General features: G+C 71.8%; 19 protein-coding genes and 1 riboswitch. Of the genes, 9 read left to right on the top strand and 10 right to left on the bottom strand.

The features are described 5' to 3' along the window. Positions 1 to 623 (bottom strand): hypothetical protein (locus ACWEOE_RS15300; RefSeq protein WP_452008851.1); only part of this gene is annotated, 623 nt, incomplete at its 3' end. A gap of 261 nt (positions 624 to 884) precedes the next feature. Between ACWEOE_RS15300 and ACWEOE_RS15305 the strand changes: the two genes are divergently transcribed. The 4 genes from ACWEOE_RS15305 (at position 885) to ACWEOE_RS15320 (ending at position 3,851) form a co-directional block, all read left to right on the top strand. Beyond that, positions 885 to 2,198 (top strand): tetratricopeptide repeat protein, encoded by a 1,314-nt coding sequence (locus tag ACWEOE_RS15305; protein ID WP_452008853.1) that lies wholly within the window; start codon positions 885 to 887, stop codon positions 2,196 to 2,198. Between the two features lie 98 nt (positions 2,199 to 2,296). Continuing rightward, positions 2,297 to 2,803 (top strand): hypothetical protein, encoded by a 507-nt coding sequence (locus tag ACWEOE_RS15310; RefSeq protein WP_452008856.1) that lies wholly within the window; start codon positions 2,297 to 2,299, stop codon positions 2,801 to 2,803. A 185-nt stretch (positions 2,804 to 2,988) separates the two neighbouring features. Then, positions 2,989 to 3,342 (top strand): STAS domain-containing protein, encoded by a 354-nt coding sequence (locus ACWEOE_RS15315; protein WP_452008859.1) that lies wholly within the window; start codon positions 2,989 to 2,991, stop codon positions 3,340 to 3,342. 110 nt (positions 3,343 to 3,452) lie between these two features. Then, positions 3,453 to 3,851 (top strand): SPW repeat protein, encoded by a 399-nt coding sequence (locus ACWEOE_RS15320; protein ID WP_452008860.1) that lies wholly within the window; start codon positions 3,453 to 3,455, stop codon positions 3,849 to 3,851. On the opposite strand, the gene ACWEOE_RS15325 is transcribed toward ACWEOE_RS15320, so the two are convergent. Both ACWEOE_RS15325 and ACWEOE_RS15330 read right to left on the bottom strand, forming a co-directional pair. Continuing rightward, positions 3,835 to 5,229: a DNA polymerase ligase N-terminal domain-containing protein gene (locus tag ACWEOE_RS15325; RefSeq protein ID WP_452008863.1), complete on the bottom strand. Its 1,395-nt coding sequence runs from the start codon at positions 5,227 to 5,229 to the stop codon at positions 3,835 to 3,837. The genes ACWEOE_RS15320 and ACWEOE_RS15325 overlap by 17 nt on opposite strands. Positions 5,230 to 5,278: 49 nt before the next feature. Next, positions 5,279 to 6,028: an SRPBCC family protein gene (locus tag ACWEOE_RS15330; RefSeq protein WP_452008865.1), complete on the bottom strand. Its 750-nt coding sequence runs from the start codon at positions 6,026 to 6,028 to the stop codon at positions 5,279 to 5,281. A gap of 121 nt (positions 6,029 to 6,149) precedes the next feature. Between ACWEOE_RS15330 and ACWEOE_RS15335 the strand changes: the two genes are divergently transcribed. Beyond that, the gene (locus ACWEOE_RS15335; RefSeq protein ID WP_452008868.1) at positions 6,150 to 7,910 is read left to right on the top strand and encodes a pyruvate dehydrogenase; all 1,761 of its coding nucleotides are present in this window, start codon (positions 6,150 to 6,152) and stop codon (positions 7,908 to 7,910) included. Positions 7,911 to 7,988: 78 nt separating this feature from the next. On the opposite strand, the gene ACWEOE_RS15340 is transcribed toward ACWEOE_RS15335, so the two are convergent. The 3 genes from ACWEOE_RS15340 to ACWEOE_RS15350 form a co-directional block, all read right to left on the bottom strand. Continuing rightward, positions 7,989 to 9,890, bottom strand: coding sequence for an ABC transporter ATP-binding protein (locus ACWEOE_RS15340; protein WP_452009440.1), 1,902 nt, complete (start codon positions 9,888 to 9,890; stop codon positions 7,989 to 7,991). A gap of 178 nt (positions 9,891 to 10,068) precedes the next feature. Next, positions 10,069 to 11,802 carry an ABC transporter ATP-binding protein gene (locus ACWEOE_RS15345; RefSeq protein ID WP_452008870.1) on the bottom strand — a complete coding sequence of 578 codons (1,734 nt, stop codon included), beginning with the start codon at positions 11,800 to 11,802 and terminating at the stop codon, positions 10,069 to 10,071. A 55-nt stretch (positions 11,803 to 11,857) separates the two neighbouring features. Next, the gene (locus ACWEOE_RS15350) at positions 11,858 to 12,544 is read right to left on the bottom strand and encodes a TetR/AcrR family transcriptional regulator (RefSeq protein WP_452008873.1); all 687 of its coding nucleotides are present in this window, start codon (positions 12,542 to 12,544) and stop codon (positions 11,858 to 11,860) included. 237 nt (positions 12,545 to 12,781) lie between these two features. Here ACWEOE_RS15350 and ku point away from each other — a divergent pair, with 237 nt between their 5' ends. Together ku and ACWEOE_RS15360 are read left to right on the top strand one after the other, a co-directional pair. Continuing rightward, the gene (gene ku, locus ACWEOE_RS15355; RefSeq protein ID WP_452008875.1) at positions 12,782 to 13,672 is read left to right on the top strand and encodes a non-homologous end joining protein Ku; all 891 of its coding nucleotides are present in this window, start codon (positions 12,782 to 12,784) and stop codon (positions 13,670 to 13,672) included. Between the two features lie 214 nt (positions 13,673 to 13,886). Continuing rightward, positions 13,887 to 14,099, top strand: coding sequence for a hypothetical protein (locus ACWEOE_RS15360; RefSeq protein ID WP_452008877.1), 213 nt, complete (start codon positions 13,887 to 13,889; stop codon positions 14,097 to 14,099). Positions 14,100 to 14,368: 269 nt separating this feature from the next. Here ACWEOE_RS15360 and ahcY read toward each other — a convergent pair whose 3' ends face one another. The 4 genes from ahcY to ACWEOE_RS15380 all read right to left on the bottom strand — a co-directional run bounded on the left by ahcY (position 14,369) and on the right by ACWEOE_RS15380 (position 18,467). Next, on the bottom strand, positions 14,369 to 15,844 hold the full coding sequence (gene ahcY, locus ACWEOE_RS15365) for an adenosylhomocysteinase (protein WP_452008880.1): 1,476 nt from the start codon (positions 15,842 to 15,844) through the stop codon (positions 14,369 to 14,371). Between the two features lie 262 nt (positions 15,845 to 16,106). Next, a riboswitch (S-adenosyl-L-homocysteine riboswitch) is annotated at positions 16,107 to 16,187 on the bottom strand. Between the two features lie 68 nt (positions 16,188 to 16,255). Beyond that, entirely contained in the window at positions 16,256 to 17,026 is a 771-nt protein-coding gene (locus tag ACWEOE_RS15370; RefSeq protein ID WP_452008883.1) for a GAF and ANTAR domain-containing protein, read from the bottom strand. A gap of 73 nt (positions 17,027 to 17,099) precedes the next feature. After that, a complete protein-coding gene (locus ACWEOE_RS15375; RefSeq protein WP_452008885.1) occupies positions 17,100 to 18,131 on the bottom strand; it encodes a DNA polymerase IV in 1,032 nt (343 codons plus the stop codon). A 66-nt stretch (positions 18,132 to 18,197) separates the two neighbouring features. Further along, positions 18,198 to 18,467, bottom strand: coding sequence for a DUF3040 domain-containing protein (locus tag ACWEOE_RS15380; protein WP_452008887.1), 270 nt, complete (start codon positions 18,465 to 18,467; stop codon positions 18,198 to 18,200). A 468-nt stretch (positions 18,468 to 18,935) separates the two neighbouring features. On the opposite strand from ACWEOE_RS15380, the gene ACWEOE_RS15385 reads away from it, so the two are divergent. Together ACWEOE_RS15385 and ACWEOE_RS15390 are read left to right on the top strand one after the other, a co-directional pair. Continuing rightward, positions 18,936 to 20,759 carry a serine/threonine-protein kinase gene (locus ACWEOE_RS15385; protein WP_452008890.1) on the top strand — a complete coding sequence of 608 codons (1,824 nt, stop codon included), beginning with the start codon at positions 18,936 to 18,938 and terminating at the stop codon, positions 20,757 to 20,759. After that, on the top strand, positions 20,756 to 21,589 hold the full coding sequence (locus tag ACWEOE_RS15390) for an FHA domain-containing protein (protein WP_452008893.1): 834 nt from the start codon (positions 20,756 to 20,758) through the stop codon (positions 21,587 to 21,589). The genes ACWEOE_RS15385 and ACWEOE_RS15390 overlap by 4 nt, the downstream gene beginning before the upstream one ends. Positions 21,590 to 21,610: the final 21 nt, after the last annotated feature.

Consider the following 21,610-nt stretch of genomic DNA (forward strand, 5'->3'; position numbering starts at 1 on the left):
GGCGCGAGGGTCTCGGCGGCTTGGCGGAGCGCCAGTTGTCGACCGCCGACGACCGCGACCGTCACGCCGGTTCGCGCGTTGTGCGCCTGCCTGGCGGTGAACCGGAGCGGGCCGCCGGGCTGGGTGTCCGGCCTGTCCAGGGGCGCGAGGGTCTCGGCGGCTTGGCGGAGCGCCAGTTGTCGTCCACCGACGACTGCGACCGGGGTGCGGTGTCGCGCGTTCCCGGCCTGCTTGGCGGGGAACGGGATCGGGTCGCTGTGCCGGGTGTTCGGTCCGGGGCGGTGGCCGACCACCTCGAAAGCATGGCCGAGCGCGACCTGCCGCCCGCGGGTGACTACCACGGCCGTGGGGTGCGACGCGTTCCTGGCCTGCCGGTCGGCGAACGGGGCCGGGTCGCCGTGCCAGGCGTGCGGCCCGCGGTGACCGCCGAGGACCTCGACGGGCCGGCTGAGCGCCATCCGCCGCGCAGTGACGACCGCGGCCGTCGTGGGGCGGCGCGTGTCACCCGGCCGCCTGGCGCCGAATCGGGCCGGGCCGCAGGGCCGGCCATGCGACCCGCCGAGCCCGGCGACCACCTCGAAACCGTGACCGAGCGCGATGTGCCGACCGCCGGTGACTGCCATGGCCGTGGGGTGGCGCGCGTTCCCATCCTGCCTGGCGGCGAACGGGACTGGGCCGCCGTGCCGGGTGCCAGGCCCGCTGAGGCCCGCGAAAGTCTCGACGACTTGGCCGAGCGCCATCTGCCGACCACCGCCGTCCGCGACCGCCGTGGGGTGCCGCGTGCTCCCGACCTGCCTGGCGTCGGACAGGATCGGGCCGCCGCGCCGGGCCTCAGGCCCGCAACCCCCGCCGAACGCCTCGCAACCCCCGCCGAGCGTCACTCCGTGCCGCGCTCCGCCTGCCCCGACCTCGCGCGTCGCCCCGGCACCGAACCCGACCGGATTGCCCTGCGCCGTGCCCTCGAGGCCGTCCTGGCGCTCGCCGAGCGGGTGCTTTCCGGGTCGGACCAGGGATTCACGCCGGCCGGGCCGCCGGTCAGGCCGCCGGACGTGGGGGCGGCGCGTGCCGCGACCACGGATCCCGCGGGCTGGCGGCAGCGGGAGACGGAGCTGGTCGCCACGGCCGCGCGGCTCGCGGGCCGCGGGCAGTGGCACGCGCTCGCCGCCCGGTTGTCCGACGCGTGTGCGGCGCTGGCGGGCACGCCGTGGCTCGGCCGGTCCGCGCGGGCCGTCTCGATCGTCGGGCTCGCGGCGGCTCGGCGGCTCGGTGACGGTCCGGCCGAGGCGGGCAAGCTGTTCACCCTCGCGTCGGTGCACTGGCAAGCCGGGCGCGCCCGGCGGGCCCGCACGTACTTCGCCTTGGCCGGCACGCGGTTCGAGGAGCTCGGCGACCCGCGGGGCCGCGGTGCGGCGCTGGTGGCGCTGGCCGACCTCGACGCCGACGCCGGCCAGGCCGAGCTCGCCGTGGCGGAGCTGCGGGAGGCGCTGGCCCTGCTGCGCGCGTGCGGCGACGTGCGGGGCCAGGCGATCGCGGCCGCACAGTTCGGTGGCCTCTCGGAAGACCTCGGTGACGTACGCCGGGCCGTGGAGAGCTTCGAGGCCGCGCTGCTGCTGGTCAGCGACTGCGCGGGCCGCTGGCACGACCAGGTCGCCAAGCGCTACGCCGACGTCCTGCGCCGCCACGGGCGCACCGACCGCGCGGCCGACCTGCTGGCCGGCGCGCTCGGTGGCGCCGTCCGCACGCGTGAGCGGCACTGGGAGGCCCACGTGCTGCGCAGCCTCGGCGACCTGCACACCGACGCCGGCGAGGTCGCCGAGGGCGAGCGCTGCCTGACCCGGTCGCTGGACCTGTTCGAGCAGATCGGCCACCGGCACGCGGCCGCCTACACCCACCGCAGCCTCGCCGAAGCCCGCCTGAAAGCCGCGGACCCGGCCGGGGCGCGGCGCCACCTGCGCAGCGCGCTGACCGTGTTCCACGAGCTGAACGACCGCCGCGGCACCGGATACGCGCTGCTCAGCCTGGGCAAGGCGGACACCGGGGCCGGGGCGCGCCGCGCGCTCACCGGTGCCGCGGACGTGTTCCGCGACCTCGGGTTCCCGCTGTGGGAGCTGCGCGCCCTGCGGGAGCTGGACGCAGCTTCGAGTGATTCACCCGTCGGCGACCGGGCTCGTGAAGTCTTGACGAAGATCAGGTTCTGACACCCGTCCTCGCTGGGGCCGGCGTGGACGCGTTTGGCGAAGTTATGGACCCGCGCGCTGTGCTGCCCCCGTCATTGGTCCCCACGAGGAGGCAAGTCATGCGCGTTCCTCCGATGCTGCCCCGCGCGGCCGTCGGACTGGCCGCCGCCGCGGCCGTGGCGGCGCTCGGCACCGCCACGGCGTCGGCCGCGCCCGCCGTCACGAAGCTGACGCAGGCCCAGGCGGCTTCGCAGCTGTCGGCGGCGGGTGTCACACACTCGTCGAGCGGCGGGTGCACGACCCGGTCGAACTCCACCTGCACGTCGTACGAACAGATCAACCAGACCACCGTGAGCGGCGTGATCACGCTCAAGCGCGCCAGCGGCTGCGCGATCAACATCACCGGCGGCACCGAAGTCGGCCACGCCTCGGGCACCTACAGCCACTACAACGGCTACAAGGTCGACATCTCGCACAACAGCTGCATCGACAGCTACATCAAGAACAGCTTCTCCTACATCGGCCTGCGCGGCGACGGTTACCCGCAGTGGCGGGCCCCGTCGAGCAACCTCTACTGCGACGAGGGCACCCACTGGGACATCACCTACTACACGAGCGGCGGCTGATCGGACCACTCCTGCGCGAGGCCGGGGACTGCCCACCACTGAGGGCGATGGGCAGTCCCCGGCCCGGCCCATCAGCGCCGATCACAGTTTCTCCGCCCCTCGTCACCCCGGGTGAGCGGTGAGGTCGCCCACCTGCGCCTCGTCCGGGGGTTGACCGTGCCCACCGAGGGCGTACCGTCAATCCAATGCCCCAGCGCAGAGGGGATTCCGGTCTCACCCTCCTGACCACCGTGAGCGACGACGATCTCGTGCTGGTCACCGCCGCGGGCGAGATCGACGCCGCTTCGGTCGGCGACTTCCGCACGGTGCTCGCCGAGGCGTGCGTGGTGGGGGACAAGCTCGTGGTCGACCTTTCGCGCGTCGGCTTCCTCAGCTGCGCCGGCCTGCGCGCGCTCGAGGAGACGAGCCGGACGCGGCCCACCTTGTCCATCGTCGCGACCGGCCGGCTCGTGCTGCGGGTCTTCGACGTCACAGGCGCCGCCCAGGCCTTCGACGTGCGGCCACGGCTCGTCGACGCCTGCGCCGCCGCCCGCGCCTGATCCCGCCGATCGGGTGGAAGATCACCTCGCCCGGGCAAGCCGCACCGATCGTGGGTACTCCACCCGTGAACCCGACCAGGTGAGGTCCGACCAGGGAAAGGTGATCCGGGATGTCCACCACGACAGAACGCACCGGCGCGAACGGGGCCGTCGGCGCCCTCGTCGGCGGCGCCGCGGGGCTGGCCGTGCTGGCCGGTCTGTACTTGATCATCGGGCCGTGGCTGGCGCGCTTCGGCGGCGCGGCCGAGCTCGCGATCAGCAACACGGTGGCCGGTCTGGCCATCATCGTGCTCGCGGCGGTGCGGGCGCGCACCACGCGGCCGCAGGCCCTCACGTGGGTCCTGCCGGTGCTCGGCGTCTGGGCCGGGGTCTCGCCGTTCCTGCTTCGCTACGGCGACGAGACGGCGCCGTCCGCGGGCGGGTTGGTCGGCAACCTCGTCGCCAGTGCCGTGGTGCTGCTGGCCGGCATCGCGCTGTGCCTGCGCCGCCCCGCTACCCGGGCTCGGTGAGCAGCCCGCGCCAGCGCGGCGCGGACTTCGGCCCGTGCACGACCTCCGCGGCGAGCACGGGCCGCACCCAGCGCGCGTCGGGATGGGCCGGCACGTCGGGGAACGGCGCCTGGGGCTGGGCCAGCCGCGCGAGCATCGCGGCCAGCACGCCGAGCTCCGCCCGTGAGAAGCCGACGCCGACGCTGCCCGCGTAACGCAGTCCCTCTCCCTCGGGCACGGCCAGCAGCAGCGAGCCGAACGTGCCCGCCCGGCTGCCCCCGCCGGGACGCCAGCCGGCGATGAGCACCCGCCGCACGTCCGGAGCTGCCACGAACAGCCAGTCCGTGTTGGCGCGCCCGGGCCGGTACGGGCTCACGCGGCGTTTCGCGAGCAGCCCCGGCAGGCCGTGGTCGCGGGCGGCCCGCGCGACCGCGCCGCCGTCGCCGAGGTGGGTCGCGGGGACCTGCCAGTGGTCTCCGGCCAGGCCGAGCCCGTCGAGCAGCGCGCGGCGCTCGTCGTAGGGCAGGTCCAGTCGCGAGCGGCAGTCGAGGTGCAGCACGTCGGACGCGAAGTAGAACGCGGGGTGCCGGTCCACGAGGCGGCGCGCGCCGTCCGGGTCGGCTTCCGCGCGGCGGCGTGACCCCACCGGGTCCGGCCGACCGTCGGCGAACACCACGATGTGCCCGTCCAGCAAGGCTTCCGTGGATCCGAGCTGCGCGCCGAGCCCGCGCAGTTCGGGGTAGCGGGCGGTCACGTCGGCGCCGGTCTCGTCCAGCGCCGTCACCCGCGCGCCGCTCACGCGCAGCAGGGTGCGCCGGCCCGGCCACGCGAACTCGTACGCCCAGTCGGCGTCCTCGGCGGTCGAGGGCATCCGGCCCGGCCGCGCGGGCATCGGCGCGAGGAACCGCGGGGTGTCCTCGTCGCCGGGCTCGGCGTTCTCGAGGCGGCGCAGGCGCCGACCGTCGGTGCCGGAGGTGTCGCGGGTCAGCTCGTAGCGGCCGCACAGGCGCTCGCCGTGCAGCACGAACTCGAAGCGGTGCTCGTCGCGGTGCACGGTCTCGTAGCGGCCGCGATCCCAGATCCCGACCGTTCCCGCGCCGTACTCCCCGGCCGGGATCTCGCCTTCGAAGCTGGCGTAGGCCAGGGGCTGGTCGTCGATCGGGATCGCGAGCCGGGCCTGGCCGGGGAAGCGCGGCACGCCACGCGGCACCGTCCACGACACGAGCACGCCGTCCTGTTCGAGCCGCAGGTCCCAGTGCACCTGGCTCGCGCGGTGTTCGTGGACGACGAAAACACCGCTCGCTGAACCGGCACCGTGCTCGATCGGGCGCTCGGGGGCCGGTTCGGTCGCCTGGCCGAGTGCGCGCCGACGGCGGCGTTCGGCGAGTTCGTCCGCCATCGCAGGCGTGGCCCCCGTCCCCTCAGGATGCGCCCACTCTAGCGCCCGCTCACGCCAGGGCGTGCTCCAACCAGGCCTGCCACGCCTTGGTTTCCTGCTCGACGTCGGCGCCGGCCGCGAAGAGGTGGTGCCCGAGGGCGATCGGCATCCCGAGCGTGGAGCGTTCGTGGAAGCGGTAGAGCGCGTCCTGGGTCCGGATGCCGGCGTAGTGCGGCGTCGAGTAGTCGAGAACGCCTTCGACCGGTCCGATGCCGTCGGCTGTGAACCGCACGGGCTGCCCGGCCTGGGGTGACTCGGGCAGACCCAGTGCCCGAACCAGCTTCGCCCAGGCTTCGGGTTTCGCCGACGACTCGGGGCCACTGGCGATCACGTACCGGGCCCGGCGACCGGGGAAGTGCTCCAGGAGCTGGCCGAGCGTGTGCAGGTACATGTCCCAGCCGCGGCCGAAGCTCTCGTGGTATTCCTCGCCCCAGTCCTGCGCGGTGAACCCGTGGTGGATGAACCGCAGCACCGACGTGCCGCCCTCGGCCGCCTCCACCAGGAACTCGAACGCGTCGAAGCTGCCGTCGGGTGCCGCCGCACCGCGGTAGGCGAAGCGGTGGGGCGGGTCCCACGTGGTGATCTCGGCTTCGCTGGTGAACTCGCCCATGGTGAAGCGGATTCGCTGCGCCCCGGCGTCGACCTCGTGCTTGCCCATGAACCACGAGTCGATGCCCGGCCCCGTCGCCACGGCGTCCCACACGGCCTCCGGCGACGCGGGCAGCTCGACTTGTTTGGCGACCTCGAACTCGTTGCTCATGACCGGTTCCTCCTCACCTGACGGAAAACCCACCGTGTCATTGACAAGAATAGTTGTCAAGGGTGCGGCGATCGCCGCGGCGAGGTGCCAGACTGCGGGGGACCGAGGGAAAGGACCGCTCATGGCGACCGTGGCCGACCAGTTGATCGACGTTCTCGTGCAGTCCGGTGTGCGCCGCATCTACGGCGTGGTGGGCGACAGCCTCAACCCCGTCGTGGACGCCGTGCGCCGCACCGGCGGCTCGGCGCGGGGCGGGATCGACTGGGTGCACGTGCGCAACGAGGAGGCCGGCGCGTTCGCCGCGGCTGCCGAGGCGCAGTTGACCGGCGAGCTCGCCGTGTGCGCGGGCAGCTGCGGCCCCGGCAACCTCCACCTGCTCCAGGGGGTCTACGACGCGCACCGCTCGGGCGCGCCGGTGCTCGCGCTCGCGTCGCACATCCAGTCGACGCAGATCGGCACCGGGTTCTTCCAGGAGACGCACCCGCAGCAGCTGTTCGCCGAGTGCTCGCACTACTGCGAGCTGGTGAGCAGCCCCGAGCAGATGCCGCGGCTGGCGCGGATCGCGGTGCAGAACGCCGTGGGCCGGCGTGGCGCGGCCGTGCTGGTGCTGCCCGGCGACACCATGGCCGAGTCCGCGGCCAACGCGACGGGCGTGTCGGCGCCGCTGGGCACGCCGCCGGCGATCGTGCCCGCCGCGGGTGACGTCGACCGGCTCGTGGACCGGATCAACCGCGCCGACAAGGTGATGATCATGGCCGGCGCGGGCTGCCGCGACGCCCACGAAGACCTGCTGGCCCTGGCCGACACGATCGGCGCGCCCGTCGGGCATTCCATGCGGGGCAAGGAGTTCGTGCAGTACGACAATCCGTTCGACGTCGGTATGAGCGGCCTGCTCGGCTACGGCGCCTGCTACGACGCGATGCACGAGGCCGACCTCGTGCTGCTGCTCGGCACCGACTTCCCGTACGACACGTTCCTGCCGCAGCGCAACACGGTGCAGGTGGACATCGACCCGGCCCGCATCGGCCGCCGCACGGTGCTCGAGTTCGGGGTGCTGGGCGACGTCGGCGCAACGATCCGCGCCGCCCTGCCGCGGCTGCGGAGGCGGGAGGACCGCTCGTTCCTGCACGCCATGCTGCACAAGCACGAACGCGGCCTGCAGCGCGTGGTCGACGCGTACACCAGCGATGTCGCGCAGCGGGTGCCGCTGCACCCCGAGTACGTCGCCGACATCCTCGACGAGGAGGCGGCCGACGACGCGGTGTTCACCGTGGACACCGGCATGGGCAACGTCTGGGCGGCGCGCTACGTCACGCCCAACGGCCGACGCCGGCTGATCGGCTCGTTCGTGCACGGCAGCATGGCCAACGCCCTGCCGCACGCGATCGGCGTGCAGGCGGCCGCGCCGGGGCGCCAGGTCGTGGCGATGTGCGGCGACGGCGGCCTGGCGATGCTGATGGGGGAGCTGCTCACGCTGAAAACCCACGCCCTGCCCGTGAAAGCCGTGGTGTTCAACAACTCCTCGCTCGGCATGGTGAAGCTCGAGATGCTCGTGGACGGCCTGCCCGAGTTCCAGACCGACCACGACTCGGTCGACTTCGCGGCCATCGCCCGCGCGGCCGGGCTGCACTCGCGCCGCGTCGAGAAGCCGGCCGACGTGCGCGACGGCATCCGCGAGATCCTCGACCACAACGGCCCGGCGGTGCTCGACGTCGTGACCGACCCCAACGCCCTGTCGATCCCGCCGAACATCACGGCCGCCCAGGTCCGCGGTTTCGCGCTCGCCGCGAGCCGCACCGTGCTCGGCGGCGGCGTGGGCAAGATGCTGCAGCTCGCGAAGTCCAACCTGCGCAACGTGCCGCGGCCCGGAAGCGTGCCCTGAACCGCGAGTCCTGAAAACGCGTCCGGGGCGGTGCCGCAGGGAAACCCTGCGGCACCGCCCCGGAGCGGGCTCGGTGGATCAGTCCGTCTCGGCCATCGCCTCGGCGAACTGCGCCGCGTACAGCCGGGAGTACGCGCCGCCCGAGTGCAGCAGGGTTTCGTGGTTGCCCTGCTCCACGATGCGGCCCGACTCCATCACGAGGATCACGTCGGCGTCGCGGATCGTGGACAGCCGGTGCGCGATCACGAAGCTCGTGCGGCCCTGGCGCAGCGAGTTCATCGCCCGCTGGATCAGCACCTCCGTGCGGGTGTCCACGGAGGACGTCGCCTCGTCGAGGATGAGGATGTGCGGCCGCGCGAGGAACGCCCGCGCCACCGTGATCAGCTGCTTCTCCCCGGCGCTGACCGAACCGCCCTCGTCGTCGAGCACCGTGGCGTAACCGTCGGGCAGGGTGCGCACGAAGCGGTCGACGTAGGTCGCCGTGGCCGCTTCGACGACCTGCTCGTGGGTCACCTCGTCGGCGCCGTAGGCGATGTTCTCCTCGATGGTGCCGCCGAAGAGCCACGCGTCCTGCAGCACCATGCCGGTCTTGTCGCGCAGTTCCTCGCGGTCCATCTTCGCGATGTCCACGCCGTCGAGCGTGATGCGGCCGCTGTCGATCTCGTAGAACCGCATCAGCAGATTCACGAGCGTGGTCTTGCCGGCGCCGGTCGGCCCGACGATCGCGACCGTCTGACCCGGCTCCACCGTGAGCGAGAGGTGCTCGATCAGCGGCGTGTCCTCGAGGTAGCGGAAGGACACGTCCTGGAACTCGACCTTGCCGTGGACCACGGCCGGGCGCTGCGGGTGCTCCGGTTCGGGCTCCTGCTCCTTCGCGTCCAGCAGCGCGAACACTCGTTCGGCCGACGCGACACCCGACTGCAGCAGGTTCGCCATGCTCGCGATCTGCGTCACCGGCTGGCTGAACTGGCGCGAGTACTGGATGAACGCCTGCACGTCGCCCAGTGTCAGGCTGCCCGAGGCCACGCGCAGCGCGCCGATCACGGCCACCAGCACGTAGTTCAGGTTGCCGATGAACATCATCGCCGGCTGGATCGTGCCGGAGATGAACTGCGCCCGGAAGCTCGCGTTGTACAGCGTGTCGTTCTGTTCGCGGAACATCGCCTCGGCCTCTTCGCGACGGCCGAAGACCTTCACCAGCGAGTGGCCGGTGTACATCTCCTCGATGTGCGCGTTGAGCTTGCCGGTCGTGGCCCACTGCTTGATGAACTGCGGCTGCGCGCGCTTGCCGATCTTCGCCGCGATGAACACCGACGCCGGCACGGTCAGCAGCGCGATGACCGCCAGCAGCGGCGAGATCAGGAACATCATCACCAGCACGCCGACCACCGTGAGCACCGACGTGACGATCTGCGCGAGCGTCTGCTGAAGCGACTGCGCGAGGTTGTCGATGTCGTTGGTGACGCGGCTGAGCACCTCACCGCGCGGCTGGCGGTCGAAGTAGCGCAGCGGCAGCCGGGCGAGCTTGTCCTCCACGTCGCGGCGCAGCGAGAAGACCGCGCTCTGCACCAGGCTCGTCGTGAGCCGGGCCTGGATCAGGCCGAAGAACGACGCGATCACGTACAGCGCCAGCACGATCAGCAGCACCCGGCCCACGGCCGTGAAGTCGATGCCCTGGCCCGGCACGATGTCGGCGCGGGAGAAGATGTCCGCGAGCGTGGTGTTGCCCTGCGCCCGCAGACCCGCGACCACCGCTTCCTTCGTGGTGCCCGCGGGCAGGTTCTTGCCGATCACGCCCGCGAAGATCAGGTCGGTGGCCTGCGCGAGGACCTTCGGCCCGATCACCGTCAGCGCAACGCTGATCGTGCCGAGCACCAGCACGCCGATCAGCGCCGCCCGCTGCGGCCGCAGCAGGCGCAGGAGCCGGGCCAGCGAGCCCTTGAAGTCCATGGCCTTCTCGGGTGGCATGCCGCCGGCCATGAACCGCCCCGGCCCCGCGGCCGGTGCGACGTTCTTGTTGCGAGCCGCCGTCGGCCGCTCGCCGACCTCCGTCGCGACCGATCCGCTGTTCTCGGTTGTCTCGCTCACGCCGCCTCCTGTGTCATGCGGGACACCCGCACGCGATCGGCGTCGTGAGTAAGCGTCCGCCGTTGTGTACTCACGCCGCCTCCTGCTCGGTCAGCTGCGAAAGCACGATCTCGCGGTACGTTTCGTTGCCGTCCATCAGTTCGTGGTGGGTTCCGGTGCCGACGACGGCGCCGTCGTCGAGGACGACGATCCGGTCGGCGCCGCGGATGGTGCTCACGCGCTGCGCGACGATGACCACCGTCGCGTCGCGGGTCTCGTCGGTCAGTGCGCGGCGCAGGGCCGCGTCGGTCGCGTAGTCCAGGGCGCTGAACGAGTCGTCGAACAGGTAGATCTCGGGTTTGTGCACCAGCATCCGCGCGATCGCGAGCCGCTGGCGCTGACCACCCGAGACGTTGGTGCCGCCCTGGGCGATGGGGGCGTCGAGCCCTTCGGGCATGCGCGAGACGAAGTCCTTGCCCTGCGCCACTTCCAGCGCGTGCCAGAGCTCCTCGTCGGTCGCGTCCGGGTTGCCGTAGCGCAGGTTGCTCGCCACCGTGCCCGCGAACAGGTACGGCTTCTGCGGCACCATCCCGACTACCGAGGCCAGCACCGCCGGGTCGAGCTCGCGCACGTCGATGCCGTCGACGCGCACGGTGCCGGCGGTGGCGTCCATGAGCCGGGGGATGAGGTTGAGCAGCGTGGTCTTGCCGCTGCCGGTGCTGCCGATCACTGCGGTGGTCTCACCGGGCCGCGCGATCAGCGAGATGTCGCGCAGCACCGCCTTTTCCGCGCCCGGGTAGCAGAACTCGACGTCGGTCAGCTCCAGCACGCCGTGCACGCGGCCGGGGGAGACGGGGGAGACCGGTGGGCGCACGCTCGACTCGGTGTCGAGGACCTCGGAGATGCGCTCGGCGCTCACCTCGGCGCGCGGCACCATCATGAACATGAAGGTGGCCATCATGACCGACATCAGGATCTGCAGCAGGTAGGCCAGGAACGCGGTCAGGGCGCCGATCTGCATCGAGCCGCTCTCGATGCGCTGCCCGCCGAACCACAGCACGGCGACGCTGGAGACGTTGACCACCAGCATCACCGTGGGGAACATCAGCGCCATCAGCCGGCCGACCCGCAGCGACACGGCGAACAGCTCGTCGTTGGCCTGGCCGAACCGCTCGCGCTCGCGCTTGTCGCGCACGAACGCGCGGATCACGCGGATGCCCATGATCTGCTCGCGCATCACCTGGTTGATCTTGTCGATGCGCACCTGCATGAGCCGGAACGCCGGGCGCATGCGGGCGATGATCAGGCCCACGGCGATCGCCAGCACCGGCACGATCACCAGCAGCAGCGACGAGAGCGGCACGTCCTGGTTCAGCGCCAGGACGATGCCGCCGACGCACATGATCGGCGCCGACACCATCAGCGTGAGCGTCATCAGCACCAGCATCTGGATCTGCTGCACGTCGTTGGTGGTGCGGGTGATGAGCGACGGCGTGCCGAACTGGCCGACCTCGCGGGCGGAGAAGTCCTGCACCCGGTGGAACACCGAGGCACGCACGTCCCGGCCCAGCGACATGGCGGTGCGCGCGCCGAAGTACACTGCGCCGACCGAACCGGCGATCTGCACCAGCGTGACCAGCAGCATCATGCCGCCGATCCGCATGATGTAGCCGGTGTCGCCCTTCACGAGCCCGTTGTCGACGATGTCGGCGTTGAGGGTCGGCAGGTACAGCGCGGCGATCGTCTGCACCAGTTGCAGCACGACGACCAGCCAGATGGCCGTCTTGTAGGGGCGCAGATGACTGCGCAACAGGCGGATCAGCACGGGTCGGTTCTCCCCCAGGGTGGTGTTCTGTGGTGTTGTGTCCGGTTTGGATGGTTCACGGTGTTGTCGTGTTCGGTGGTGCGGTGCTCGGTGCGGTGGTGCTCGGTGCGGTGGTGCTCTCGGCGGACGCGGTCAGGGCGGGCATGCCCGCGGACGCTTCCCTTAGCAGGTCCACGAACGTGGGCACGAGCTCCGCGTCCGGCCCCGACGCCAGCCACGTGTGGAACGAGATGCGGAAAGCGCTCTGTACGATCCCCGCGAGCATCCTCGCGTGCAACGGATTTGCGGTGCTGCCGGCCCGCTCTGCCACGGCTTCGGCCAGGACCCGCTCCACCGTGGCGTGCGCGCGCAGCATCTCCGCGAACAGGCCGGCGTTGCGGAGCATGTCGCGCATGCGCCGCACGTCGTCGCGCCGGGGCGAGCCTTCGCGCGTGGCCTGCTCGACCGCCGCGTTGATCACGGCGTCCCACAGCGGCTCACCGGCGGGCCGGGCGAGCAGTGCCTCCCGGATCCGTTCCTGCTGCGCGACGATGAACGAGCACACCGCCTCCTCCTTGCTGGAGAAGTAGTTGTTGAAGGTGCGCGGTGAGACCCCGACCTCGTTCGCGATGTCCTCCACCCGCAGCTGGTCGAGTCCGCGGTCGAGCGCGAGCCGCAACGCCGCCGAGCCCAGCGCCTGCCGGGCTGCCAGCTTCTTGCGTTCGCGCAGCCCGAGCACGGGCGCCACGGATTCGGGGGGCATGCGCACCAGCGTAGCAAAAGTGCGGGGCACGCAATAATCTGCGTGCCCCGCACTTTTGTGAAACCGGATTCGGCTGTGGCGGCTACCCCTGGTGACCGGCCGGTGCCCGTCGTCGCAGGTCAGGATGGGCCGGTCGGGAGGGGTGCCGAGCTGCGGGACTGTCGTGATCGGACGATCCGGGCTACGGTAGTTACCGAGCGTGAGGTGGAGCACCCGGCGGACGGCGGAGGAGCGCGCATGCGGTCGATGTGGAAGGGCTCGGTGTCGTTCGGGCTGGTCAGCATCCCGATCCAGCTGTACGCGGCCACGGAGAACAAGAACGTGTCACTGCGTCAGGTGCACGAGTCCGACGGTGGCCGCATTCAGTACAAGCGCTTCTGCACGGTCGACGGGCAGGAGGTGCCCTACGCGGAGATCGCCAAGGGTTACGAGCTGCCCGACGGCGAGATGGTCGTGATCACCGACGCCGACCTCGCCGACCTGCCCCTGGCCACCCAGCGCACGATCGACGTGCTGGAGTTCGTGCCGCTCGAGTCGATCGACCCGATCCAGTTCGACAAGACCTACTACCTCGAGCCGCAGAAGAACGCCGTCAAGCCGTACGTGGTGCTGCGCGACGCGCTGAACAAGGCCGGTCACGTGGCCATCGCGAAGGTCGCCGTGCGCCAGCGTGAGAGCCTGGCGCTGCTGCGGGTGGTGTCCGACGTGCTGGTGATGACCACCATGCTCTGGCCCGACGAGGTGCGCACGCCCGATTTCCCGTTCCTGCGCGAGGATCCGCCCCAGGTGCGCCCGCAGGAGGTGACGATGGCGGGCTCGCTGATCGACTCGCTGTCGGAGCCGGTGTTCGAGTCCGAAAAGTACACCGACGGCTACCGTGAGGCGCTCGAATCCGTGATCGAGGCCAAGATCTCGGGCAACGAGACCGCGAAACCCGGTGCCGTGGGGGCGAAGGCCGACGTGGTCGACCTCATGGCGGCGCTGGAGGCGAGTGTGTCCGAAGCCCGCAAGTCGCGCTCGGCCGCGCCCGCCAAGGCCCCGGCGTCGCGTTCGCGCAAGGCCGCGGCCGGCGAGGAGAAGCCGGCCAAGAAGGCCACCCCGCGCGCCCGCCGCCCGAAGAGCGCCTGACCGCGTTTTCCCGCCGCGCCCAGGGAAACCGGTTCCGTCCGGGATCACCGGACCGGGTGCGGCGACACGCCGCTCGTATGCCAGACTCTGGCGCCCACCGGTGGTACCAAGATGGTGTCCGGTCTGATAAGGCGTGTCTGGTTGGGACACGCCGGACTGGACACGCCGGACGAGACACGTCCGAAAGAGCACGAGCGCGGAAGGCGGCCTGAGCATGGAGTGCGCGTTCTGCACCAGCGGGATCGACCACTGTCACGGAACCCTCGTGGTTCACCCCGACGGCGGGTTCGCGGAGTGCACCGACGAGGGCTGCGTGAACCTCGACCGCGTGCGCCACGCCCTGATCATCGACTGCCACACCGTCGACGCCGACTGCTCGTGCACGCTCGTCGTCGAAGTGGAGACGGAGCTCCGGCAGGCTTCCTGAGCCCTCCCGCGGCCCAGTGACCGTGAAGGCCTCGCTCCCCGGCTGCCCGGGGAGCGAGGCCTTCACGGTTTCCGGCCGAGGCTCCCCAGGCCTCGATCCTTACCCGATCGTGTATGCAGCTGTGTACACCGGCTTGGCGATGTGCTAACACTAACGGGGTCCTTCGGCTCTCCCTCCCCCTCGGAGCCGGAGGACCCCTTATTTCCCGCACCCGTTGTTTCCGGACCCGTTGTCTCCCGGACCCGGAGACCGCGGGGGCCTGCCGGGGCTCAGTAGCGGTAGTGCTCGAGCTTGAACGGCCCCGCCACGTCCACGCCGATGTACTCCGCCTGCTCCTTGGTGAGCTTCGTGAGCCGCACGCCGAGGGCGTCGAGGTGCAGCCGCGCCACCTTTTCGTCGAGCAGCTTCGGCAGCCGGTGCACGCCCACCGGGTACTCACCGGGCTTGGTGAACAGCTCGATCTGTGCGATCGCCTGGTTCGCGAACGAGTTCGACATCACGAAGGACGGGTGCCCGGTCGCGTTGCCGAGGTTCATGAGCCGGCCCTCGGACAGCACGATGATCGAGTGCGCCGCGCGCCCGTCGGACGCGGGGAAGGCCCACTCGTGCACCTGCGGCTTGATCTCCAGCTTCCGGATGCCCGCCACCTTGGCGAGGCCGGCCATGTCGATCTCGTTGTCGAAGTGGCCGACGTTGGCGACGATCGCGTTGTGCTTCATCCGCCCCATCTGCGCGGCGGAGATGATGCCGAAGTTGCCGGTCGTGGTGAGGAAGATGTCGGCGCGCTCCACGACGTCGTCGAGCTCGACCACGTCGAGGCCCTCCATGGCCGCCTGCAGCGCGCAGATCGGGTCGATCTCCGTGACCACCACCCGCGCGCCCTGGCCGCGCAGCGCCTCCACGGCCCCCTTGCCGACGTCGCCGTACCCGCACACGACGGCGAGCTTGCCGCCGATCATCACGTCGGTGGCGCGGTTGAGGCCGTCGACCATCGAGTGGCGGATGCCGTACTTGTTGTCGAACTTGGACTTCGTCACCGAGTCGTTCACGTTCATCGCCGGGAACAGCAGCGTGCCCTCGGTCGCGAGCTTGTAGAGCCGCTTGACGCCGTTGGTCGTCTCCTCGGTCACGCCGCGGACCTCGCCGGCGATGTGCGTGAAGCGCTTCGGGTCGGCCGCCAGGCTCTCGGCGAGCGTGCGCAGGATGATCGCGTACTCCTCACCGTCCGCCTCGGTGGCGGCCGGCACGGCGCCCGCGGCCTCGAACTCGACTCCCTTGTGGACGAGCAGGGTCGCGTCCCCGCCGTCGTCGAGGATCATGTTCGGGCCCTGCCCGTCGGCGAACCGGAAGAGCAGGTCGGTGCACCACCAGTACTCGTCGAGGGTCTCGCCCTTCCACGCGAACACGGGCGTGCCTTCGGGCCGCTCGGGTGTCCCGTTCGGACCGACGACGACGGCGGCCGCGGCCTCGTCCTGCGTCGAGAAGATGTTGCACGACACCCAGCGCACGTCGGCGCCGAGCGCCACGAGGGTCTCGATCAGCACGGCGGTCTGCACGGTCATGTGCAGCGAGCCGGCGATGCGGGCGCCCTTGAGCGGCTGCGCGTCGGCGAACTCGCGCCGGATGGCCATCAGACCCGGCATCTCGTGCTCGGCCAGGCGCAGCTGCGTCCGCCCGGCCTCGGCCAGCGCCAGATCGGCCACGGCGAACTCGACGCCGGCGATGTTCTGCAGTTTCGGGCTCATGGAGGTTTCCGTTCCCCTTCGGCGGGTTTTCTGGTTCAGGGCAGGGGGAATCGCGGTACCACCCATTGCGGGGGTACCGGATCACCCGGGGAGATCAGGAGGTGCGGACGCCGTTCGCGCGATCGTTCTCGTCCGCCGAGGCCCGTGCCGACGACGACTCTGCCGACGACGACTGTGCTGACAAGGACTCTGCCGACGACGACTGTGCGGAATACAACTGTGCGGAATACAACTGTGCGGAATACAACAAAGGGCACCTCCTTCGCAGGAGGCGCCCTTGTCCGGAACTCGCGGGCCGAGCGTGGCGGAAACCGGGGTTTCCGTCGCAGCGCCTCTCGGCCCGGAGTGCGCCTGGTGCGGCGCACGGTTCGTTCTACCGCCGACCAATTTGGCAAGGCGGGCCGGAGGCTGTCAAGCGGGCGGCCCGGGCAGGTCGAGCTCGGTGTGACGGGTGGTCAGGGTCTCGGCCAGCACCGCGAGCTTCACGTTGAGGTCCTGGGAGATGCGGCGCAGGAGGTCGAACGCCTCGTCGGCCGAGATGCCGCGCCGCTGCATCAGGATTCCCTTGGCCTGGCCGATCACGTCGCGCGAGTCGATGGCCTTGCGCAGGTGAGCCTTGTCGAGCTCGGCGGCCGTGACGGCGCTCGTGTTCGCGAGCGCCAGCGAACCGTGGGTCGCGAGCAGGAGCGCCAGGTCGCGGTCGGCGGCCGTGAGGGCGCCGGCTTCTCTCGCGTAAACGTTGAGGGCGCCGGCGAGCTGCGGCTCGCGCGCGTCGGGCAGCAGGGCGACGGCGAACATCGAGCCCATCCCGCGCGCGGCCGCGATCGGCCCGAACCGCGGCCACGCGGGCTCGTGGGCGAGGTCCTGGGTCTCGGCGTGCGCGGGGCCGTCCGGGCGGGCCGCGTCGAGGCACGGGCCCTCCCCGGTGTGGTACTGCACCTGGTCGAGTTCGGTGGCGACCGGATCGGTCTCGATGGGGGTGTAGAACAGGCCGTCGGGGGCACGCAGCGTCACGCTCACGACGCTCGCCGCCGGGATCACCCGGACCGCGGTGGCGACCAGGTGCTGCAGGACCCCGCCGATGGTCGTGGCGCGCAGCAGGGCGCGGGTGAGCTCGGCGAACTCGTCACCCAGCCCGGCGGCGAACCGGTCGCCGGCCACGGGGGTGCCGATTTCGGACATGTGGCGCACCTCGATCCTGGGGAGCCGAACTCCTAAACTACCTCGCCGTGCGGTGGGCCAAACGAGCCGCCGGTCACGCGGGCGGAGGCGGGAACTCCGCACGCACGCCGAGCAACCGCACGGGCCGGCCGAGCGTGAACATCCCGAGCACTTCCCGGGCGGCGCGCCCGATCGCTGCGGCGTCCGACGTCGGTTCCGGCAGCGTGATGCTGTGCGTGTGCGTGTGGAACGGCGCGAAACGCACCTTCACCGCCACGCGTGCTGCCGGGCGGCCCTCGGCCACGACATCGCGCACGACCCGCTCGGCGAGACCGTCGATTTCTTCGGCGATCCGCGCGGGGTCGGTGAGGTCCTGCTGGTAGGTCGTCTCGCGGCTGCGGGAGCGCGCGACGTACGGGGTCGCGGTGACCTCCGCGTCGCCGATCCCGCCGGCCAGCACGCGGTACCACGGGCCCAGACGCGGGCCGAAGCGCGCGGCGAGGTCGTCGGCGCGTGCGCCGGCCAGTTGCAGCACGGTCGTGAAGCCTGCTTCGGCGAGCTTTTTGGCCGTCTTGCGCCCGATGCCCCACAGCGCGTCGGGGGGCCGCTCGGCCATCACGGCCCACCAGTTCTCCTGCGTGAGCCGGAAGATCCCGGCGGGTTTGGCGAAGCCCGTGGCGAGCTTGGCGCGCAGCTTGTTGTCACCGATGCCGACCGAGCACGACAGCCCGGTCTCGTCGGCGACGGCGGCGCGGACCTCGGCGGCGAAAGCCTCGGGATCGTCGGAGTCGAGCCCGAGGAACGCCTCGTCCCACCCGAGCACCTCGACCACCACCGGCAGCTCGCGCAGCCGGGCCATGACGCGGTCCGACACCTCCTGGTACACCGGGGCGTCGGTGGGCAGGAACACCGCGTCGGGACAGCGTTTCGCGGCCAGCCGCAGCGGCATGCCGGACTGCACGCCGAACTCGCGGGCCTCGTACGACGCGGTGGCCACCACAGCCCGTTCGGCCGGGTCGCCGTGGCCGCCCACGACCACCGGCCGGCCGCGCAGCTCCGGCCGGCGCGCGACCTCGACCGCGGCGATGAACTGGTCGAGATCGACGTGCAGGACCCAGGCGGACACCGCACCAGTGTGGGGTGCGCACCCGGGTGGGCGCACGTCAGCCGCGTCGGTCCCGGGCCGGTCGGATCAGGAGCGGCCGTGCCCGTGCACGATGTGCAGCGCGACGCCGCCACCGGCGCACAGCAGTGCGCACAGCGTGAGGACGGGGCTCGTGGTGACCAGGCCGGCCACGAGGAACCCCACCGCCGAGAGGTCGAACAGGATCGCGAGGACGCCGACCAGCCGGCGGCTCGACGCCGGCTTGCCCCGGGTGAGCGCCGCCGCCAGCTCCGGATCGCTGAACTCGAACCAGCGCTCGATCTTGTCCAGCTCGCTGCGTTCGTGGTGACTCAGCATTGAGGTCTCCTTAGGCGGCGCGCCTGCCCGTACCGCTCGCCAGATACCCCCGCCCGCGGTGATCCAACCACCTCCCGGAGGAATCACCCGGCCGTACCCGTTCGTATAACGGGCTATACGTCGAATCCCGCCACGGTTCTGACGGTCCGGTGTCCACTGTGGACCCTTGATCGGCCGGACGGGTGACCTCGGCCCTCACGGTGCGGGGTCGCCGGTTCCCTTGGTGGCCAAGGGAACCGGCGCGCCGGCCGGTTCGGGCCCGGCCGCGACGATTTGTCGATTCCGGCCTCGCGGCGGAGTGTCGGGACGTGCCGATCGGGTGGGCGGCGCCACGGGGTTCGTCGGCGTGGATCATCGGCGGGTTCCGGGGCTGATCTCGGTTCGGGCCGCCTCCTGCCACCGGATGTGATGCAGTATCGTCACTGCGAGTTACCTCACAGAGGTCCGACCACGCCGAGGGGAGCGTCGGTGCAGGGTGACCAGCTGATCGCGGAGCGCTATCGTCTGCTCGAGCGGATCGGCACCGGGGGCATGGGCGTGGTGTGGCGCGCGCACGACGAGCACCTCGACCGCGAGGTGGCCGTGAAACAAGCCCGGCTCACCGACGCGGTCAGCGGCCGAACCCTGCGGCGCGAAGCCCGGCTGGCCGCCGGGGTGCAGCACCCGAACGTGGTGACCTTCTTCGACGTCGTCGCGCACGGCGACGAACTGTGGCTCGTGATGGAGTACGTGCCCTCGCGCAGTCTCGCCGAGATCCTCGCCGCCGAGGGACACCTGCCGGTGCGCACGGTCGCGGAGATCGGGGTTCAGGCCGCGGCCGCGCTCGCCGCGGTGCACGCGGGCGGGGTCGTGCACCGCGACGTGAAACCCGGCAACGTGCTCGTCACCGGCGACGGCCGCGCCAAGCTCACCGACTTCGGGATCTCGCGCTCGGTCCGCACCGACGAGACGGTGACCGACTCCCCGCACATCGGCGGCACCCCGGGTTACCTCGCGCCGGAGGTGGCGCAGGGCCACCCGCCGACCGCCGCGTCCGACGTCTTCTCCCTGGGCGCCACCCTGTTCGCCGCGGTCGAGGGCGCGGCGCCGTTCGAGGGCGGCAACGAGTACGCGACCATCCGGCGCGCGGCCGAGGGGCTCGTCCCGCGGCCACGCAACGCGGGTGACCTCGCACCCGTGCTCACCGCGTTGATGCGGCCGGCGCCGGAAGACCGGCCCACGGCGGGCGCGGCGCACGAACTGCTCGCCCGGAGCGTCGACGGTCTTCCGCCCGCACCGGCGTTGCGCGGCCGTGCCCCGCGGCGCCGCAAGCGGATCCTGGTGGCGGGGATGGCCGTCGCGGCCGTGGTGGTCCTCACCGGGGTGGCCTTGCTCGTGCTGCCTGCCCACGACCGGCCGGCGACCTCGGCCGCGGTGTCGCAGACACCCGCCGTGGCCACGAGGCTCGGCATCGGCAAGGACCCGCGGGCAGCCGATCCGTGCGGGCTCGTGGACGCGGCGCCGCTGAAGCCCTTCGGTGACGCCGAGGTGGACCCCGACTACGGCGACTTCGACCGCTGCGACGTGATCGTGCGGCGCGGGGGCGACTTGCAGGCCGACGTGAAGGTGGAGCTGCAGGACCCGCCGCCCGGCGGTGCCGCGCCCGAGGGGCGGCGCTCGCGCTCCGGCCCGTTCGACGTGTTCGGCGACCCCGCGCAGGAGGGCGACTGCGTGCGCCTGATCCAGCTGCAGGACCACTACCTCGTGCGCGTGACCGTGAGCGACGACGAGGGCGACCACCTTGCTGTGTGCTCCGCGGCCGACGTCGCGGTCGCCTCGGCCACGAAGGTGCTCGCCGTGGCGGGCGTGCCCGCCCGGGCCACGCCGGTCCCCGCCGGCTCACTGGCGAAGGTCGACGCGTGCGCGCTGCTCGACTCCGCCACACTCGGCAGCGGCGCCGGCGTCACGGCTCCGGTGCAGGTCGTGCCCGGCTACGGGAACTGGACCTGCGACGGGGACAGCTCGGCGTCCTCCCGCGCGGTGACCGTGATCTTCGACCGCGACCAGCCGCCCGACGGCGACTCCGGTCAGCTCGTGCGGGTTTCGGGCCATGACGCTTATCTCGCGACCGACGACTTCGCCGACGACACGTGCCAGGCTCTGCTGGTGTACCGCCGCTACACCGACGCACAGGGGGAGGCCGCCGTGGAGCAGATCAAGGTCGTCGTGCACGGCGACCCGCCTTCGGAGGGCTTGTGCGCCCCGGCCACGTCGCTCGCCGGCGACGTCGTCTCGAAGCTGCCGCAGGCATGACCGCGATGCGATCCGGCGGGCAGGCCGAGCCGCTCGGCGCCGACCACGGCAGCCTCGCCTACGGCGTGCCGCCCGCGGCGCCGGGCACGATCTTCGCGCTCGCCGTGACCGGCGGCGTGCGGATGCCGCCGCGCGACGGCCGGGAGGTCCTCTTCGGACGCAACCGCGACGACGTGCACGTGTGCGTGGGCGAGGACGACCGGAAAGTCAGCCGCAGGCAGGGTTTCCTCGTGCGCCGGCGCGACGCGTGGTGGATGCACAACACCGGGCGGCTGCCGATCCGCCTGCCCGGTTCGCGGCTGCTGTTCCCCGAAGAGGAACCCGTGCCCCTGGCCGAGGGCTACACGGCGGTGTTCGTGCGCGGTTCGGCGGAGCGCGAGCACCTGCTGGAGCTCTACGTGTCGGGCGCCGACGGGCGACGGCCGGAGTCGCGGCCGCAGGACGTGACCGAGCCCCCGCGGATGTGGCGGCTGAGCCCCGAGGAACGGCTCGTGCTCGTGGCGCTGGCCCAGCGCTACCTGTTGCAGCAGCCCTACCCCCAGCCGATGGCGTGGCGGCAGGTCGCCGAGCAGCTTTCGGAGCTCGTGCCGGAGGGCCGCTGGACGCCCAAGCGCGTGGAGCACCTCGTGGTCGCCGTGCGCACGCGGCTCGCACGCGCCGGTGTCGCGGGCCTCACCCGTGAAGAGGTGGGCGAACCAGTGGGCAACTCCCTCAACGACAACCTCGTGAAGGAGCTCCTGCTGTCCACTTCGCTGGTGCCGCCGGACCTCGCACTGCTCGAACCACCCGGCGAATCCGCCCCGGGAGGGGTCCCGGCACCGCCCGGTTAGCCTCCCGGCGCGCGGTGGGGC

This window comes from Amycolatopsis sp. NPDC004368 (assembly GCF_053602515.1).